Origin of the sequence: Streptomyces hydrogenans, assembly GCF_014656075.1 — a bacterium.
Lineage (GTDB): Bacteria > Actinomycetota > Actinomycetes > Streptomycetales > Streptomycetaceae > Streptomyces > Streptomyces hydrogenans.
The window spans coordinates 183,724-200,460 of sequence record NZ_BNBS01000001.1 but is presented as its reverse complement, the minus strand read 5'-3'; the positions used below and the strand labels follow the sequence as shown (position 1 = coordinate 200,460).

At 74.7% G+C, this 16,737-nt stretch carries 18 protein-coding genes; 17 read left to right on the top strand and 1 reads right to left on the bottom strand.

The annotated features are described in order from the left end of the window. Window positions 1–7 precede the first annotated feature (7 nt). The 7 genes from IE321_RS00880 (at window position 8) to IE321_RS00850 (ending at window position 5,847) form a co-directional block, all read left to right on the top strand. A complete protein-coding gene (locus IE321_RS00880; protein WP_043222525.1) occupies window positions 8–919 on the top strand; it encodes an acetaldehyde dehydrogenase (acetylating) in 912 nt (303 codons plus the stop codon). A 13-nt stretch (window positions 920–932) separates the two neighbouring features. After that, window positions 933–1,958, top strand: coding sequence for a 4-hydroxy-2-oxovalerate aldolase (gene dmpG / locus IE321_RS00875; RefSeq protein WP_190221331.1), 1,026 nt, complete (start codon window positions 933–935; stop codon window positions 1,956–1,958). Between the two features lie 26 nt (window positions 1,959–1,984). Continuing rightward, the gene (locus IE321_RS00870) at window positions 1,985–3,145 is read left to right on the top strand and encodes a 3-ketosteroid-9-alpha-monooxygenase, oxygenase component (protein WP_190221330.1); all 1,161 of its coding nucleotides are present in this window, start codon (window positions 1,985–1,987) and stop codon (window positions 3,143–3,145) included. 1 nt (window position 3,146) lies between these two features. After that, a complete protein-coding gene (locus IE321_RS00865) occupies window positions 3,147–3,386 on the top strand; it encodes a hypothetical protein (protein WP_043222402.1) in 240 nt (79 codons plus the stop codon). Continuing rightward, a complete protein-coding gene (locus IE321_RS00860) occupies window positions 3,367–4,431 on the top strand; it encodes a ferredoxin--NADP reductase (protein ID WP_190221329.1) in 1,065 nt (354 codons plus the stop codon). Before IE321_RS00865 ends, IE321_RS00860 begins: the two co-directional genes overlap by 20 nt. A 166-nt stretch (window positions 4,432–4,597) precedes the next feature. After that, on the top strand, window positions 4,598–5,374 hold the full coding sequence (locus tag IE321_RS00855; RefSeq protein ID WP_190221328.1) for an SDR family oxidoreductase: 777 nt from the start codon (window positions 4,598–4,600) through the stop codon (window positions 5,372–5,374). Window positions 5,375–5,400: 26 nt separating this feature from the next. Next, a complete protein-coding gene (locus IE321_RS00850) occupies window positions 5,401–5,847 on the top strand; it encodes an SRPBCC family protein (protein ID WP_190221327.1) in 447 nt (148 codons plus the stop codon). Here IE321_RS00850 and IE321_RS00845 read toward each other — a convergent pair. After that, window positions 5,831–6,730 carry an IclR family transcriptional regulator gene (locus tag IE321_RS00845; RefSeq protein WP_190221326.1) on the bottom strand — a complete coding sequence of 300 codons (900 nt, stop codon included), beginning with the start codon at window positions 6,728–6,730 and terminating at the stop codon, window positions 5,831–5,833. The genes IE321_RS00850 and IE321_RS00845 overlap by 17 nt on opposite strands. 193 nt (window positions 6,731–6,923) lie before the next feature. On the opposite strand from IE321_RS00845, the gene hsaA (IE321_RS00840) reads away from it, so the two are divergent. The 10 genes from hsaA (IE321_RS00840) to IE321_RS00795 all read left to right on the top strand — a co-directional run bounded on the left by hsaA (IE321_RS00840) (window position 6,924) and on the right by IE321_RS00795 (window position 16,702). Beyond that, window positions 6,924–8,093: a 3-hydroxy-9,10-secoandrosta-1,3,5(10)-triene-9,17-dione monooxygenase oxygenase subunit gene (hsaA, locus tag IE321_RS00840; protein WP_043222395.1), complete on the top strand. Its 1,170-nt coding sequence runs from the start codon at window positions 6,924–6,926 to the stop codon at window positions 8,091–8,093. 105 nt (window positions 8,094–8,198) lie between these two features. Beyond that, window positions 8,199–9,365, top strand: a complete 1,167-nt coding sequence (gene hsaA, locus IE321_RS00835) for a 3-hydroxy-9,10-secoandrosta-1,3,5(10)-triene-9,17-dione monooxygenase oxygenase subunit (protein WP_043222394.1) — start codon at window positions 8,199–8,201, stop codon at window positions 9,363–9,365. 13 nt (window positions 9,366–9,378) lie between these two features. Next, on the top strand, window positions 9,379–10,248 hold the full coding sequence (gene hsaD / locus IE321_RS00830; protein WP_190221325.1) for a 4,5:9,10-diseco-3-hydroxy-5,9,17-trioxoandrosta-1(10),2-diene-4-oate hydrolase: 870 nt from the start codon (window positions 9,379–9,381) through the stop codon (window positions 10,246–10,248). Window positions 10,249–10,278: 30 nt separating this feature from the next. Next, window positions 10,279–11,172 carry a VOC family protein gene (locus tag IE321_RS00825; RefSeq protein WP_190221324.1) on the top strand — a complete coding sequence of 298 codons (894 nt, stop codon included), beginning with the start codon at window positions 10,279–10,281 and terminating at the stop codon, window positions 11,170–11,172. After that, the gene (locus IE321_RS00820; RefSeq protein WP_051841835.1) at window positions 11,160–11,642 is read left to right on the top strand and encodes a flavin reductase family protein; all 483 of its coding nucleotides are present in this window, start codon (window positions 11,160–11,162) and stop codon (window positions 11,640–11,642) included. The genes IE321_RS00825 and IE321_RS00820 overlap by 13 nt, the downstream gene beginning before the upstream one ends. Then, window positions 11,642–12,511 carry a MaoC/PaaZ C-terminal domain-containing protein gene (locus tag IE321_RS00815; RefSeq protein ID WP_190221323.1) on the top strand — a complete coding sequence of 290 codons (870 nt, stop codon included), beginning with the start codon at window positions 11,642–11,644 and terminating at the stop codon, window positions 12,509–12,511. Before IE321_RS00820 ends, IE321_RS00815 begins: the two co-directional genes overlap by 1 nt. Window positions 12,512–12,556: 45 nt before the next feature. After that, window positions 12,557–14,227, top strand: coding sequence for an FAD-dependent oxidoreductase (locus IE321_RS00810; protein WP_043222383.1), 1,671 nt, complete (start codon window positions 12,557–12,559; stop codon window positions 14,225–14,227). Continuing rightward, on the top strand, window positions 14,224–15,027 hold the full coding sequence (locus IE321_RS00805) for a glucose 1-dehydrogenase (protein WP_229916259.1): 804 nt from the start codon (window positions 14,224–14,226) through the stop codon (window positions 15,025–15,027). Before IE321_RS00810 ends, IE321_RS00805 begins: the two co-directional genes overlap by 4 nt. Further along, a complete protein-coding gene (locus IE321_RS00800; RefSeq protein ID WP_190221322.1) occupies window positions 15,027–15,791 on the top strand; it encodes an SDR family NAD(P)-dependent oxidoreductase in 765 nt (254 codons plus the stop codon). The genes IE321_RS00805 and IE321_RS00800 overlap by 1 nt, the downstream gene beginning before the upstream one ends. After that, entirely contained in the window at window positions 15,788–16,702 is a 915-nt protein-coding gene (locus tag IE321_RS00795) for an alpha/beta hydrolase (RefSeq protein WP_226652482.1), read from the top strand. The genes IE321_RS00800 and IE321_RS00795 overlap by 4 nt, the downstream gene beginning before the upstream one ends. Window positions 16,703–16,737 lie beyond the last annotated feature (35 nt).

The window sequence follows — 16,737 nt, the reverse complement described above, 5'->3', positions numbered from 1 at the left end:
GGTGATGATGACCCGCAAGACCAAGGCGACCGCCGCCATCGTCGGCTCCGGCAACATCGGCACCGACCTGCTGTACAAGCTGCTCCGCTCGGAGCTCGTCGAGCCCCGCTGGATGGTCGGCGTCGACCCCGGCAGCGACGGCCTCGCCCGGGCCCGCCGGCTCGGCCTGGAGACCACGCACGAGGGCGTCGACGCGCTCCTCGCCCGCGACGAACTGCCCGACCTCGTCTTCGAGGCCACCAGCGCCGCCGTCCACCGGGCCAACGCGCCCCGCTACGCCGAACACGGCATCCGGGCCGTCGACCTGACGCCGGCCGCCGTCGGCCCGGCCGTCGTCCCGCCGGCCAACCTCCGCGCCCACCTGGACCGCCCCAACGTCAACATGATCACCTGCGGCGGCCAGGCCACCATCCCGATGGTGTACGCCGTCTCCCGCGTCGTGCCCGTGGCCTACGCCGAGATCGTCGCCTCGGTCGCCTCCGTCTCCGCCGGCCCCGGCACCCGAGCCAACATCGACGAGTTCACCCGCACCACCGCCCGCGGCATCGAGACCATCGGCGGCGCGACGCGCGGCAAGGCGATCATCATCCTCAACCCGGCCGATCCGCCGGTCATCATGCGCGACACCGTCTTCTGCGCCATCCCGGAGGACGCCGACCACGCCGCGATCGCCGCCTCCGTGAAGGAGGTCGCGGAACAGGTCGCCGCGTACGTCCCCGGCTACCGCCTGCGCGCCGAGCCGCAGTTCGACGCCCCGAGCCCCACGAGCGGCGGCATGGCGCGCGTCGCGATCTTCCTGGAGGTCGAGGGCGCGGGCGACTACCTGCCGCCGTACGCCGGAAACCTCGACATCATGACCGCCGCCGCCACCAGGGTCGGCGAGGAGTTCGCCCGCGAGCTCCTCGCCCCCGGCGCGTAAGGAGCCCCCAGCCATGCCCTACTCGGACACCCTCGACATCCGGATCACCGACTCCTCGCTGCGCGACGGCTCGCACGCCAAGCGGCACCAGTTCACCGCCGGGGACGTCCGGTCCGTCGTCGCCGCCCTCGACGACGCCGGAGTCCCGGTCATCGAGGTGACCCACGGCGACGGGCTCGGCGGATCCTCGTTCACCTACGGCTTCTCCAGGACCCCCGAACAGGAACTGATCCAGGTCGCGGCGGAGACCGCCCGCCAGGCCCGGATCGCCTTCCTCATGCTCCCGGGACTCGGCGTCAAGGACGACATCCTGGCCGCGCGGGACAGCGGCGCGGCCATCTGCCGGATCGCCACCCACTGCACCGAGGCCGACATCGCGGTCCAGCACTTCGGACTCGCCCGCGAGCGGGGCCTGGAGACCGTCGGCTTCCTGATGATGGCCCACTCCACCAGCCCCGAGAACCTCGCCCGGCAGGCCCGGATCATGGCCGACGCCGGCTGCCAGTGCGTGTACGTGGTCGACTCCGCCGGCGCCATGGTCATGGACGACGTCACCGACCGCGTCCAGGCCCTGGTCGCCGAGCTGGGCGCCGACGCGCAGGTCGGCTTCCACGGGCACGAGAACCTCGCCCTCGGCACCGGCAACTCCGTCGCCGCCGTCAAGGCCGGCGCCCTCCAGATCGACGGCTCCACCCGACGCCTCGGCGCGGGCGCCGGCAACACCGCCGTCGAGGCGTTCGTCGCCGTCTGCGCCAAGATGGGCATCCGCACCGGCATCGACGTCCTGAAGATCATCGACGCGGCCGAGGACGTGGTCCGCCCCGTCATGGACGAGGAGTGCCGGCTCGACCGCCTCGCCCTCCTCATGGGCCACGCCGGCGTCTACTCCAGCTTCCTCAAGCACGCCTACCGGCTGGCCGAGCGGTACGGCGTCACCGGCGCCGAGATCCTGCTCAAGGCCGGAGAACGGCGCCTGGTCGGCGGCCAGGAGGACCAGCTGATCGACATCGCCCTCGAACTCGCCGCCACCCGCGACTGAACCCACGACACACCAGGGAGAACGTGATGACTGCTCTCAACGACGAGGCCAGGGTCATCGAGGCCGGCCGCCCGCCCACCCGCTTCGCCCGGGGCTGGCACTGCCTCGGCCTCGCCGACGCCTTCAAGGACGGCGAGCCGCACGAGATCGAGGCGTTCGGCACCAAGCTCGTGGTCTTCCAGGGCCAGGAGGACGGCGCCCTGCACGTCCTCAACGCCTACTGCCCGCACATGGGCGGCAACCTCGCCCACGGCACCGTCAAGGGCGACGCCGTCGCCTGCCCCTTCCACGACTGGCGCTGGTCCGGCGACGGCCGCTGCGCCGGCATCCCGTACGCCCGCCGTGTCCCGCCGCGCGCCCGCACCCGCTCCTGGACCACCCTGGAGCGCAACCGCCAGCTCTTCGTCTGGCACGACCCCGAGGGCAACCCGCCGCCGCCCGAGGTCATCGTCCCCGAGATCGCCGGCGTCCACGGCCCCGAGGCCGGCCAGTGGAGCGACTGGAACTGGAAGACCCTCCGCGTGGAGGGCTCCCACTGCCGCGAGATCGTCGACAACGTCGTCGACATGGCCCACTTCTACTACGTCCACTACGCGTTCCCCGAGTACTTCAAGAACGTCTTCGAGGGCCACGTCGCCACCCAGTACATGGAGAGCAGCCCCCGCGGCGACATGGAACTCGGCACCCTCAGCTCCGGCATGCTGCGCTCCGACGCCTCCTACTACGGCCCCTCCTACATGATCGACCACCTCTACAGCGACGTCGGCGGCGGCCTGGAGATGGAGATCGTCCTCATCAACTGCCACTACCCGATCGACGCCGACAGCTTCGTCCTCCAGTACGGCGCCATCGTCAAGCGGCTCCCCGGCATGACCGACGAACAGGCCGCCGAGGCCGCCGCGGCCACCGCCGAGGGCGCCACCGTCGGCTTCGAGCAGGACGTCGAGATCTGGCGGAACAAGACCCGGATCGACAACCCGCTCCTCACCGAGGAGGACGGGCCCGTCTACCAGCTGCGCCGCTGGTACGAGCAGTTCTACGTCGACGTCGCCGACGTCAAGGACGAGATGGTCCAGCGCTTCGAGTTCGAGATCGACACCCAGCGGGCCACCACCGCCTGGCGCGCCGAGGTCGACGAGAACCTGGCCCGCCGCGCGGCGGCGGAGACGGAAACCGGAGCCCCCTGACATGCGACCGGTCCAGTGCGCGGCCTGCGGCAACCAGGTCCTGTGCGAGAAGTACACCCCAGCCCACACGTCCGTGCAGTGGACCGCCGACGCGGCCGTCGTCTGCGCCGAGTTCCGCGACCGCGTCGGACAGGGCGCGACCAGCGCCCGGATACGGACCTGCCGGTCGCTGCGGACCGCCATCGACCGGGCGGTCGCCGACGGCACCCTGGAGGTCGGCGATGTCCGTGTCGACGTCTGAGCCGGCGGCCCCGGCCACCGGGACCCGCACCCACCGGCTGCGGATCGTCGAGGTCGTCGCCGAGACGCCCGACGCCCGCAGCCTGGTCCTCCGGCCCGCCCCGGAGAGCGCGGACCGCTTCGCCCACCGCCCCGGGCAGTTCCTCACCCTGAGGCTGCCCGGCCCGGACGGCGGTCCCGTCGCCCGCTGCTACTCGCTGGCCAGCTCGCCGCACACCGGCGAGCCGCTCAAGGTCACCGTCAAGCGGGTGGCCGGCGGGTACGGCTCCAACTGGGTCTGCGACCACCTGGCCGCGGGCGACGAGGTGGAGGCGCTGCCCCCGGCCGGCACCTTCACCCCGGACTCCCTCGACCGGGACCTGCTGCTCGTCGCGGGAGGCAGCGGCATCACCCCCGTCCTGTCGATCGCCAAGTCGGTCCTCGCGGCGGGCCGCGGCCGGGTCACCCTGCTGTACGCCAACCGCGACGAGACCTCGGTCATCTTCCGCGACGAGCTGCGCGCCCTCGCCGAGGCCCACCCCGAGCGGTTCCTGGTGCTCCACTGGCTGGAATCGCTCCAGGGCCTGCCGGTGCCGGACCGGCTCGCCGCCGCCCTCGTGCCGTACGCCGGCCGGGAGGCGTTCGTCTGCGGGCCTGGCCCGCTCATGGACGCCGTCGAGCAGGCGCTGCGCACGCTCGGCGCGCCGGGCGAACGCATCCACCGGGAGCGCTTCTTCTCCCTGTCCGGGGACGTCTTCGACGCCCCCGAACCGGTCGCCGCACCGGACGGGGGCGGCGGCGAGGTGACCGTGGAGCTGGACGGGGAGACCCGTACGGTCCCCTGGCCGCCGGGCGCCCCACTGCTCGACGCGCTCCTCGCGGCCGGGGTGGACGCCCCGTACTCCTGCCGCGAGGGCGCGTGCAGCGCCTGCACCTGCCGGGTCGTCACCGGCGAGGTGAGCATGGCCCGCAACGAGGTCCTGGACGACCGGGACCTCGCCGACGGCTACGTCCTCGCCTGCCAGTCCCTCCCCCTCACCGACCACGTCGAGATCACCTATTCCTGATCCCCCGACCGAGAACGCCCGAACGCGCGGGCGCCCGGGATTCCGAACCCACGGACGCCCGGGCTCCCGAACGCGCGGAGGCCCGGGATCCCGAACCCCGCGCGCCCGGGTCCCCGCCCTTGCCCCTGCCCCGCCCCCGACCGCACTCCCGACGAGGAGCGTCCCCATGCCCCGTACCTATCTGGTCACCGGAGCCCTCTCCGGCATCGGAGCGGCGACCACCGCCCTGCTGCGGCGCCAGGGCCACACGGTCCTCGCCGCCGACCTGGAGGGCGGCGACATCGCCGCCGACCTGTCCGCCCCCGAGGGCCGGGCCGCGCTCGTGGCCCGGGCCCGGGAGCTCTCCGGCGGCCGGCTCGACGCCGTCGTCGCCTGCGCGGGCGTCGCCCACTTCGACCCGGTCACCGTCCGGATCAACCACTTCGGCGCCGTCGCCACCCTCGAAGGACTGCGCCCGCTCCTCGCCGCCGGCAGCGACCCGCGGGCCCTCGTCGTAGGCTCCGTCGACGCCGTGCACCCGACGGACCCGGCGATCGTGGCGGCGGCCGACGCGGACGACGAGACGGAGGCGGTGGCCGCCGCCCGGGCGGCCGTCGACCGCGGCGAGGGCCACCTCGTCTACTCCTCCTCCAAGGCGGCCGTCTCCCGCTGGGTCCGCCGCGCCGCCCCCGGCGACGCCTGGGCCGGCGCGGGCATCGCGCTCAACGCCGTCGCCCCGGGCGTCGTCCTGACCCCGCTGACCAAGCCCCTGCTGGACGACCCCGCCACCCTGGCCCTCGTCGAGCGGGCCGTCCCCATGCCCCTGCACGGCCACTCCCGGCCCGAGCAGCTGGCCCCGCTCGTCGCCTGGCTGACCTCGCCCGAGAACGCCCTCGTCACCGGCCAGGTCGTCTTCGCGGACGGCGGCGCCGACGCCGTCCTGCGCGGCGACCGGGTCTGGTGACGGCCGACCCCGCCCCGGAGGCACCCATGCACCCCCGCACCCTCGAACGCTCCGTCGTGATCGCCGCCGACCCGGACGCCGTCTGGGCGCTCGCCGGCGGCTTCGCGGCCCTCGCCCACTGGCACCCGCACCTCCCGCCGGTCACCGTGGAGGACGGCGCCGACCCCGAGGTCCCCGGCGCCGTCAGGGTCTTCGCCCTGGACGGCACGGTGGTCGCCCGCGAGCTGCTGCTCGCCCACGACCCCGCGGCCCGCCGGTACCTCTACCGGCTCCTCGACCCCCTGGCGCTGCCCGTGGAGGAGTACGTGGCGACCTTCGCCGTCGCCCCGCACCCCGACGGCGCCGAGGTCCGGTGGTCCGCCGTCTACCGCGCGCCGGACGAGGTGGCGGCGCGGGCCGAGGCCGCGTTCGGCGACGGCGTCTACGCCACCGGCCTCGCCGCGCTCCGGGAACGCCTCACATCCACTCGCTGAACCGCAGCCAGGTCATCATGTTGTCCATCGACGGCTGCGGCACACCCGCCGCGGCCGTCGCCCCCACGGGCTGCGGCCGCTGCTCGGGCTGCCGGCCCGGACCGAACATCGACTGCCACACCGAGCGGGCGCAGCCCCGCACCACCGGCGCGATCCGCTCCAGCTCACGGTGCACACCGTGCCCGCAGACCGAGATCGCGGCGACCGCCCGGCCCGCCCCGCGCAGCGGCGCGGCCACGCAGAAGACGCCCCGGAAGCCCTCCTCCTGGTCGAAGGCCACCCCGCGCTCGCGGACCAGCGCCAGCTCGGCCCGGAAGGGGTCGGGGCGGGTGATCGTCCGGGGGGTGCGGGGCCGCAGCCCGTCACGGATCACCTGCTCCACCACCGCGGCGTCGCTGAACGCCAGGATCGCCTTGCCCGACGCGGTGCAGTACGCCGGCTGCCGGCCGCCGGTCCGCGAGGGCACGGCGGAGTCGTCCGAGCCGCCGATGCGCTCCAGATAGACCACCTCGGGCCCGTCCAGCACCGTGAGGTGCACCAGGTGCCCGGTCGCCTCGTGCAGGGCGTGCAGATGGGGGAGCGCGGCGCGGCGCAGCCGGTTGTGGTGCGAGGCCATCGCGCCGAGCTCCAGCATCCCCATGCCCAGCCGGTAGTCGCGGCCCTCCCGCTCCAGCCAGCGCAGCTGCACCAGCTGGTCCAGGATGCGGTGCGCGGAGGACCGCCGGATCCCGGACCGCTGCACGACCTCGGTGAGCGTCAGGCGCGGGCCGGCGCTCTGGAAGGCGCTGAGCACCTTCGCCGCCTTCTCCAGCAGTGACAGCGGCGGCACGGCGGCGCCGTCGTCCTGGACGGCCAGGACGGACTTGGCGGCATGGGTCGTCATCGACACCTCCCCCACGGACGGCGCGGCGGGCCGAAGCCGAGCCGCGTCCGTAATCTCCGGTATTGCGTGGAGATTGCCAGAGGGGCGCGGGTACGGGAAGGGGGTGTTCCGTCTCGGAACGGTAACGCGTAGGTTCCCTCTCGTCACCCCAGGAGGAGCCCATGATCCGGGCCCCGGATCCGAGAGGCACCCGATGCGCGACCACGACGTCCTCACGGCGGTCCGCGCCCTCGCCCCCGCCCTGCGCGCCCGCGCCGCCGAGGCCGAGGAGCTCCGCCGCCTGCCCGACGCCACCGCCGGAGAACTCGCCGCCACCGGCTTCTTCCGGCTGCTCCGGCCGCGCGCGTACGGCGGACTCGCCGCCGCCCCCGACGTCTTCCACACCGCCGTCCACGAGCTCGCCCGGGCCTGCGGCTCCACCGGCTGGGCCGCCGCCCTCCTCGGCGTCCACTCCTGGTACGTCGCCCAGCTCGACCCCCGCGCCCAGCACGACGTGTGGGGCGACGACGACGCCGCCCTGATCTGCTCCTCGCACGCACCCACCGGCACCGTCACCCCCGTCGGCGGCGGCTACCGGCTCGCCGGCCGCTGGCACTTCGCCGCCGGCGCCGACCACGCCGGCTGGGCCCTGCTCGGCGGACTCGTCAGCGACGCCGACGGCCGCCCCACGGACATGCGGACCTTCCTCGTCCCCCGCGCCGACTACCGGATCGACGACGTCTGGGACACCGTAGGACTGCGCGGCAGCGGCAGCAACGACCTCGTCGTCGCCGACGCCTTCGTCCCCGCCCACCGCACCCTCGGCTACGCCCCCGTCACCTCGCTCCGCTGCCCCGGGCACGAGGTCAACCCCGAGCCCGTCTACCGGCTGCCCTACGCCGCCCTCTTCACCACCACCGTCTCCACCGTGATGGTCGGCATCGCCGACGGCGCCTACGAGCACCACGTCGACACCGCCCGCAGCCACCCCGCCCTCCCGCACGGCCGGCGCGTCGCCGAGGACCCCTTCGCCCAGGTCCGCATCGCCCGCGCCGCGGGGGAGATCGACGCCGCCCGCCTCCAGCTCGCCCGCGACACCGCCGAGCTGTACGAGACGGCCCGGGCCGGCCGCGAACCCTCCCGCGCCCTGCGCGCCCGCACCCGCCGCGACCAGGTCCTCGCCACCGAACGCGCCCTCACCGCCGTCGACCTGCTGCGCGAGAACGCCGGCGGCAGCCCCCTGCGCAGCGACGGCGACGTCCTCGCCCGCGCCTGGCGCGACCTGCACACCGGCCGCGGCCAGGCCGCCAACGACGTCGAGCGCGCCCTCGCCCTCTTCGGCCGGGACGCCGTCGGCCTCGACGTCCAGGACCCCATGCTCTGAACCCGCGCGCCCTTCCCGCTCAGTGGGAGCGGCGCGTTCACCCCGGCGACGGCTCCCCGTACGGTCCTGGCATTCCCCCACCACGACCCGAAAGGGGATGCCCCCATGGCCGATGACGTCCTGGCAGCCGTACGCGACCTCGCCCCCGTCCTGCGCGAACGCGCCGCCGAGGCCGAGGAGTCGCGCCGCGTGCCCGACGCCTCCGTCAAGGAACTGGAGGACACCGGCTTCTTCCAGCTGCTCCAGCCGAAGGCCTTCGGCGGCGCCGCCGCCGACCCGGTGGCCTTCTACACGGCCGTCAAGGAGATCGCCAGGGCCTGCGGATCGACCGGCTGGGTCGCCTCCGTGGTAGGCGTCCACCCCTGGCACGTCGCCCTCTTCGACCCCCGCGCCCAGCAGGAGGTCTGGGGCACCGACCCCAGGACCCGGATCGCCTCCTCGTACGCCCCCACCGGCAAGGCCGCCGCCGTCGACGGAGGCTTCCGCCTCTCCGGCCGCTGGCACTTCTCCTCCGGCTGCGACCACGCCCGCTGGGTCCTCCTCGGCTGCCTCGTCACCGACGCCGAGGGCAAGCCGGTCGACATGCGCACCTTCCTGATCCCGCGGGCCGAGTACCGGATCGACGACGTCTGGGACACCGTCGGCCTGCGCGGCACCGGCAGCAACGACATCGTCGTCGACGACGTCTTCGTCCCCGAGCACCGCGCCCTCAGCTTCGGCCCGGTCACCGCCCTGGACGTGCCGGGCCACGAGATCAACCCCGAACCCGTCTACCGGCTGCCGTACGCCGGCGTCTTCACCACCACCATCGCCACCCCGATCGTCGGCATCGCCGAGGGCGCCTACGCGTCCTACGCCGAGGCCACCCGCAAGCGCTTCCGCGTCTCCTACGGCCAGCAGGTCGCCGAGGACCCCTTCGCCCAGGTCCGGATCGCCCGCGCCGCCAGCGACATCGACGCCGCCTGGCTCCAGCTCACCCGCAACATCGGCGCCATGTACGAACTCGCCGGGCGCGGCGAGGAGATCCCCATGGAGCTGCGCACCCGCACCCGCCGCGACCAGGTCCTCGCCACCGAACGCGCGGTCGGCGCGGTCGACCTCCTCATGGAGAACGCCGGCGGCAACGCCATGCGCACCGGCCCGCACGCCGTCCAGCGCGCCTGGCGCGACGCCCACACCGGCCGCGGCCACGCCGCCAACGACCCCGAGCGCGCCCTCGTCATGTACGGACAGTGCGCCCTCGGCATCGACATCCAAGACACCATGGCCTGAGAGGCAGCCGCAGATGACCCCGCTCACCCACGCGTCGACCTCCCGCACCGCCAAGGCCGCCGGCCTCACCCTCCACTACCACGAGGCGGGCCCCGCCGACCGGCCCGACGCCCCCGTCGTGATCATGCTGCACGGCGGCGGCCCCGGCGCCTCCGGCTGGAGCAACTTCGGCGGCAACCTCCCCGTCCTCGCCCGGGAGTTCCGCACCCTCCTCGTCGACCAGCCCTGCTACGGCCGCTCCGACAAGCCGGTGCTCGACCGGGACTACTTCAGCTACAGCGCCCGTGCCGTCGCCGCCCTGATGGACGAACTCGGCATCGAGCGCGCCCACTTCGTGGGCAACTCGCTCGGCGGAGGGACCGCCGTCCGGATCGCCCTGGACCACCCCGGGAAGACCGACAAGCTCCTCCTCATGGGCCCCGGCGGCGTCTCCGTCAACCTCTTCGCCCCGGACCCGACCGAAGGGATCAAGCGGCTCTTCGAGTTCAACGCCGCCCCCGAGCCGACGAAGGAACAGCTCCGCGCCTTCCTCTCCGTCATGGCGTACGACCAGTCCGTCGTCACCGACGCGCTGGTCGAGGAGCGGTGGGCCTCCGCCACCGACCCCGAGACCCGCCTGGGCGCCGCCCGCATGGCGGCCTCCTTCGCCAACCCCCTCTGGGCCGAGGCCACCATGCTCTGGCGCGAGGCGCACCGGATCACCCGGCCGGTGCTGCTCACCTGGGGCCGCGAGGACCGCGTCAACCCGCTCGACGGCGCCCTCGTCGCCCTGAAGACCATCCCCGACGCGCGCCTGCACGTCTTCCCGCACTGCGGCCACTGGGCCCAGACCGAACAGGCCGACGAGTTCAACCGCCTCGCCGTCGACTTCTTCACCCACTGACCTCCCTCCCACCGAACCCAGAGGTGCCCCATGGACATTCGCGCACTCGGCTACCTGCGCCTGGAGACCACCCGCCTCGAAGAATGGCGCCGCTACACCCTCGACATCCTCGGCATGGCCGAGGCCCCCGGCTCCACCGACACCACCCTCCTGCTGCGGGTCGACGACCGCGCCTACCGCCTCGCGATCCAGGCCGGCGACAGCGACCGGCTGCTCGCCGCCGGCTGGGAGGTCGCGAACGCCACCGCCCTCGCCGAGGCCGCCGCCGAGCTGGAGGCCGCCGGCGTCGCCGTCAAGACCGCCGACGCCGACGAACTCGCCGAGCGCCGCGTGCAGGGCCTCCTCCACCTCACGGACCCGTGCGGCAACCCGCTGGAGCTCTACTGGGGCCAGGCCCAGGACCACACCCCGCTGGCCACCCCCTACGGCAACCGCTTCGTCACCGGCGACCTCGGCCTCGGCCACGTCGTCCTGCCGGTCCCGGACATCGAGGCCGCCCTGGACTTCTACGAGAAGCTCCTCGGCTTCCAGCTCCGCGACTCGATGAAGCTGCCGCCGCAGGCCGTCCCCACCGCCGCCGAGCAGCGCGACTTCCACTGGATGCACTTCCTCAGCCCCAACCGCCGTCACCACAGCCTCGGCCTCTACCCCGGCGCCCTGCCCCCCGGCATCGTCCACTTCATGGTGGAGCTGGAGACCCTCGACGACGTCGGCCTGGGCCTCGACCGGACGCAGGCCGCCGGCATCCCCATCGCCTCCAGCCTCGGCCGCCACACCAACGACCGCATGGTGTCCTTCTACGCCCAGGCCCCCGGCGGCTTCCAGGTCGAGTACGGCTGGGACGGGCTGATCGTCGACCCCGCCACCTGGGTCGCCAAGGAGATCACCGCCGACAGCGTCTGGGGCCACCGGTGGAACGGCTGATCGACCCCGCCCGCTTCCGGGACGTCCTCGGACGCTTCGCCAGCGGCATCACCGTGGTGGCGGCCCTCGACGACGGCGCGCCCGTCGGCTTCGCCTGCCAGTCCTTCGCCTCCCTCTCCCTCGACCCGCCGCTGGTGATGCTCGCCGTCGGCAGGTCCTCCACCAGCTGGCCGAGGATCCAGCGGGCGGGCCGCTTCTGCGTCAACATCCTCGCCGAGGACCAGCGGACCACCTGCGCCGCCCTCGGCCGCAGCGGCCCTGACAAGTTCGCCGACGTGCCCTGGCGGGTGAGCGAGCACGGCACCGTCCGCGTCGACGGAGCGCTCGCCCACGTGGAGTGCGCGCTGCACGAGGTGTACGAGGCCGGCGACCACCACCTGGTCACCGCCCACGTCGTCGCCCTCGACGCCGCCGAGGACGGCCGGCCGCTGCTCTACTACCGCAGCCGCTACGCCGTCGGAGCCTTCTGATGCCCCTCGACCCCGAGAAGGCGAAGGCCGCGCCCCCGGTGCGGACCGAGGTCACCTGGGACGACCGCGCCGTGCGCCTCTACCACCTGGCGCTCGGCGCGGGCGTCCCGGAGACCGACCCGCGCGAACTGCGCTACGTGTACGAGGGGCACCCGGACGGCCTCCGGACCCTGCCCACCTTCGGTGTCGTCGCCGGCGGCACCGGAGGGGTCGGCTTCCAGGTGTTCGACCTGCCCGGCGTCGACCTCGACCTGGCCCGGGTCCTGCACGGCGGCCAGGAGATCACCGTGCACCGGCCGCTGCCGCCCGCCGCCAGGGCCACCGCCGTCACCCGGCTCGCCGAGGTGTACGACAAGGGCAGCGGCGCCGTCCTCGTCCAGGAGTCCACCCTCCTCGGCGAGGACGGCGCGCCCCTCCTCACCCAGCGCAACCACGTCTTCGCCCGGGGCGAGGGCGGCTTCGGCGGCGACCGCGGTCCCTCCGACCGCCTCCCCGCCCCCGACCGGGAACCCGACCTGGTCCTGGAGCTGCCCACGTCCCGGGGACAGGCGCTGCTCTACCGGCTCACCGGCGACTGGAACCCGCTCCACGCCGACCCCGCCACCGCCCGCCGGGCCGGCTACGACCGGCCCGTCCTGCACGGGCTCTGCACCTTCGGCATGGCCGTCAAGGCCGTCACCGACCGCCTGCTCGACGGCGACGCCGGCGCGGTCACCGGCTGCCGCACACGCTTCGCCGGGGTGTTCTTCCCCGGCGAGACGCTGCGGCTGCGGATCTGGCACACCGCCGACGGGCACCGGCTGACAGCCACCGCCGCGGACCGCGACGACGCCCCCGTCCTCACCGACGCCCGCGTCACCGCCCGCTGAACCGGCGCCGGCCGCCGGAGCGAAGACGACACGAGGGAGAACCCGATGAACAGCACCTGGGACCACACCTACGACGTGGTCGTGGCCGGCTCCGGCGCCGCCGGCCTGGCCGCGGCCCTCACCGCCCGGCTGCGCGGACTGACCGCCCTGGTGGTGGAGAAGACCGACGCCTACGGCGGCTCCACCGCCCTGTCCGGCGGCGCCATCTGGGTCCCCGGCAACTTCCACCTGGACGCCGCCGGACTCGGCGACACCCCGGAGAAGGCCCGCGCCTACCTGGACGCCACCGTCGGCGACCGCGTCCCCGACGCCCGCAAGGACGCCTACGTGCGCTACGGACCGCGCATGGTAAGGGAGTTCCACGACCGCACCGACGTCCGCTTCGTCTACACCCCCGGCTACTCCGACTACTACCCGGAGCGGCTCGGCGGCTACCCGCAGGGCCGGTCCGTCGAACCCGAGGTCTTCGACTTCAAGAAGCTCGCCCCCGAACGCCGCGCCACCATGCGCCGCGCCGGACTGCCCACCTACGGCCTCACCATCACCTCCCGGGACTTCCACGAGCTGAACATGGTGGGCCGCACCTGGGCCGGCCGGCGGACCGCGGTCAAGGTCGGCGCCCGGGCCGCCAAGGCCCTCGTCACCGGCCGCAGGCCGCTCTCCCTCGGCGAGGCGCTCATCGCCCGGATGCGCCACTCCCTCGACCGGCTCGGCGGCGAGCTCTGGCTCTCCGCCCCGCTGACCGGCCTGGTCGAGGAGGACGGCCGGGTCACCGGCGTCCGGATCCGCAAGGACGGCCGCGACCTCACCGTCCGGGCCACCGGCGGCGTGGTCCTCGCCTCCGGCGGCTTCTCCCACGACCAGGCCCTGCGCGAGAAGTACCTGCCGGCCCCCACCTCCGGCGCCTGGAGCGCCGCCGCCGACGGCCAGACCGGCGACGCCCTCGAACCCGCTCTCGCCCTCGGCGCCGCCCTCGACCTGATGGACCGGGTGTGGGGCGCGCCGACCGTCGTGCCCCCGGGGGACAAGCCCTTCTTCCTCGTCGCCGACCGGGGGATCCCCGGCATGGTGATCGTCGACTCGACGGGCGAGCGGTACGCCAACGAGGCCGCCCCGTACCACGAGTTCGTCGACGCCATGTACGCCCACCAGGCCCGCGGCGGAGCCACCGCCGTACCGTCCTGGCTGATCCTCGACGCCACGGCCAAGTCCCGCTACCTCTTCATGGGCCTCTTCCCCGGGCAGCCCTTCCCCGCCCCGTGGCGGGAGAGCGGCTTCGTCAAGCAGGCCGCGACCGTGGAGGAGCTCGCCGTGCTCATCGGCGCCGCCCCGGAGCGGCTGCGCGCCACCGTCGACCGCTTCAACGGCTTCGCCCGGGCCGGCCGGGACGAGGACTTCCACCGCGGCGACAGCGTCTACGACCGCTACTACGGCGACCCGACCCTGCCCAATCCCAACCTGGCCCCGCTGGAGAAGGGCCCCTTCCACGCGATCCCGGTCCACCCCGGCGACATCGGCACCAAGGGCGGCCTCGTCACCGACGCCACCGCCCGCGTGCTGCGCGAGGACGGCACCGCCATCCCCGGTCTGTACGCCTCCGGGAACGTCTCCTCCGCCGTCATGGGCGAGACCTACCCGGGGCCCGGCGCCACCATCGGCCCGGCCATGACCTTCAGCTGGCTCGCCGTCAACGACATCGCGGAGCAGCACGCGTGACCGGCCGGCCCGCGGACCCGGCGCTGCGCGACGGCACGGTGCTCGTCACCGGCGGTGCCCGGGGACTGGGAGCGGCGGCCGTCCGCGCGGCCGTCGCCGCCGGGGCCCGGGTCCTGGTCACCGACGTCCTGGCGGACGAGGGCGCGGCGCTCGCCCGGGAGCTCGGCGACCGCGCCCGGTTCCTCCACCACGACGTCACCTCCGAGGACGACTGGCGGGCGGCCGTGGCGTACGCGACCGCCACCTGGGGCCGGATCGACGGCCTCGTCAACAACGCGGGCGTCTCCGGCGGCCTCCACGCCGTGGAGGAGCAGACGGCCGAGGAGTTCCGCCGGGTCGTCGACATCGACCTGACCGGGGTCTTCCTCGGGCTGCGGACCGTGATCCCGGCGATGCGGGAGTCCGGCGGCGGCTCGATCGTCAACGTCTCCTCCGCCGCCGGCCTCATGGGCCTCGTCGGGACGGCCGGATACGGAGCGGCCAAGTGGGGCGTCCGCGGCCTCACCCGGATCGCCGCGGTGGAGCAGGCGGCCGCCCGCGTCCGGGTCAACTCCGTCCACCCCGGCATGATCCACACCCCGATGACCGCGCACCTCGGCCTCGGCACCGGCGAGGGCGACTATCCGGCCGTCCCGATGGGCAGGGTCGGCGCACCCGGCGAGATCGCCCGCGCGGTCGTCTTCCTGCTCTCCGACGCGGCCTCGTACGTCACCGGTGCCGAACTCGCTGTCGACGGCGGCTGGACCACGGGACCCGTGCGCGCGACCGCCCCCACCACCGACCCCCAGGAGGACCGCTGATGCCCGTCGACCTGACCGGCAAGGTCGCGCTGATCACCGGCGCCGCGCGCGGCATGGGCGAGGCCGAGGCCCGCCTCTTCGCCGCCCTCGGCGCCCGCGTCGTCCTCACCGACGTGCGCGAGGCCGAGGGCGGGGCGACCGCCGCGTCCCTCGGCGCCGCCGCCCGCTTCGTCCGCCACGACGTCACCGACGAGGCGTCCTGGAACGCCGCCGTGGCCGCCGCCGTCGACGGCTTCGGCCGGCTCGACGTCCTCGTCAACAACGCCGCCGTCTACTCCACGTCCCCCATCGAGGACGAGGACCCGGCCCGCCTCGACACCCTCCTCAGGGTCAACCTCGTCGGTCCCTTCCTCGGCATCCGCGCCGCCGCCCCGGCGCTGCGCGCGAGCGGCGGCGGCTCCATCGTCAACATCTCCTCGCAGGCCGGGCTCCAGGGCATCTGGGGCCACGGGGCCTACGGCGCCGCGAAGTGGGGGCTGCGCGGGCTGACGAAGACCGCCGCGCTCGAACTCGGCCCGGACGGCATCCGGGTGAACTCCGTCCACCCCGGGGCCATCGCCACCGCCATGACCGCCCACCTCGGCACCACCTCCCACCCCGCCGCGCCGCTCGGCCGGGTCGGGGAGCCGGAGGAGGTCGCCCGGCTGGTCGCCTTCCTCGCCTCCGACGACTCCTCGTACCTCTCCGGGGCCGAACTCGCCGTGGACGGCGGCGCGTCGGCCGGCCGCATGCCCCTCCTGGCCGCGAAGGAGGCCGACGCGTGAACCCGCCCACCCCCGAGGTCCGGGCCCTCATCGACCTCGCCACCGGCCAGTTCCCCCCGCTCGGCACCACCATGACCGACATCGCCGAGGTGCGCGCCTTCTTCGCCGCCCGCCCCCGGCCCGCCGGCCCCCCGCTCCCCGTCGCCCGCGTCACCGACCGGGACGCCGACGGCGTGCCCGTCCGCGTCTACGAGCCGGACACCCGCGCGGACGCCCCCGTGATCCTCTTCTGCCACGGCGGCGGCTTCGTCCTGTGCGACCTCGACAGCCACGACGCCTTCTGCCGGGCCGTCGCCGACGCCACCGGCGCGACCGTGGTCTCGGCCGACTACCGGCGCGCCCCCGAGCACCCCTTCCCCGCCGCCCCCGAGGACGCCTACACCGCCCTGCTGTGGGCCGCCGGGACGTACCCCGGCCGCCGGCTCGCCGTCGCCGGGGACAGCGCGGGCGCCCACCTCGCCACCGTCGTCGCCCTCCTCGCCCGCGACCGCGGCGGCCCCCGGCTCGCCTTCCAGGCGCTGTACTACCCGATGCTGGACCCCACCCGCTCCCGCCCCTCGCACCGGGAGAACGGCCAGGGGTACTTCCTCACCGCCGACCACCTGCGCTGGTACTGGGACGCCTACCTGCCCGACCCGGGCGACCGCACCCTGCCGCACGCGGCGCCGCTCGCCCACGCCGACCTCGCCGGCCTCCCGCCCGCGCACGTCGTCACCGCGGGCCTGGACCCGCTGCGGGACGAGGGCGTCGCCTACGCGGAGGCGCTCGCCGCCGCCGGGGTCCCCGTGGAGCACCACCACTACGCGGGCATGTTCCACGGCTTCCTCTCCATGGCCGGCGGCCTGCCCGAGGGCGCCGGGGCCCGCGCGACCGCGTTCGCCGTCCTGCGCGCCGCCCTCGCGGACCACTGAGCCCCGCACCCGTGCCCCCGTGCCCACCCGACCGG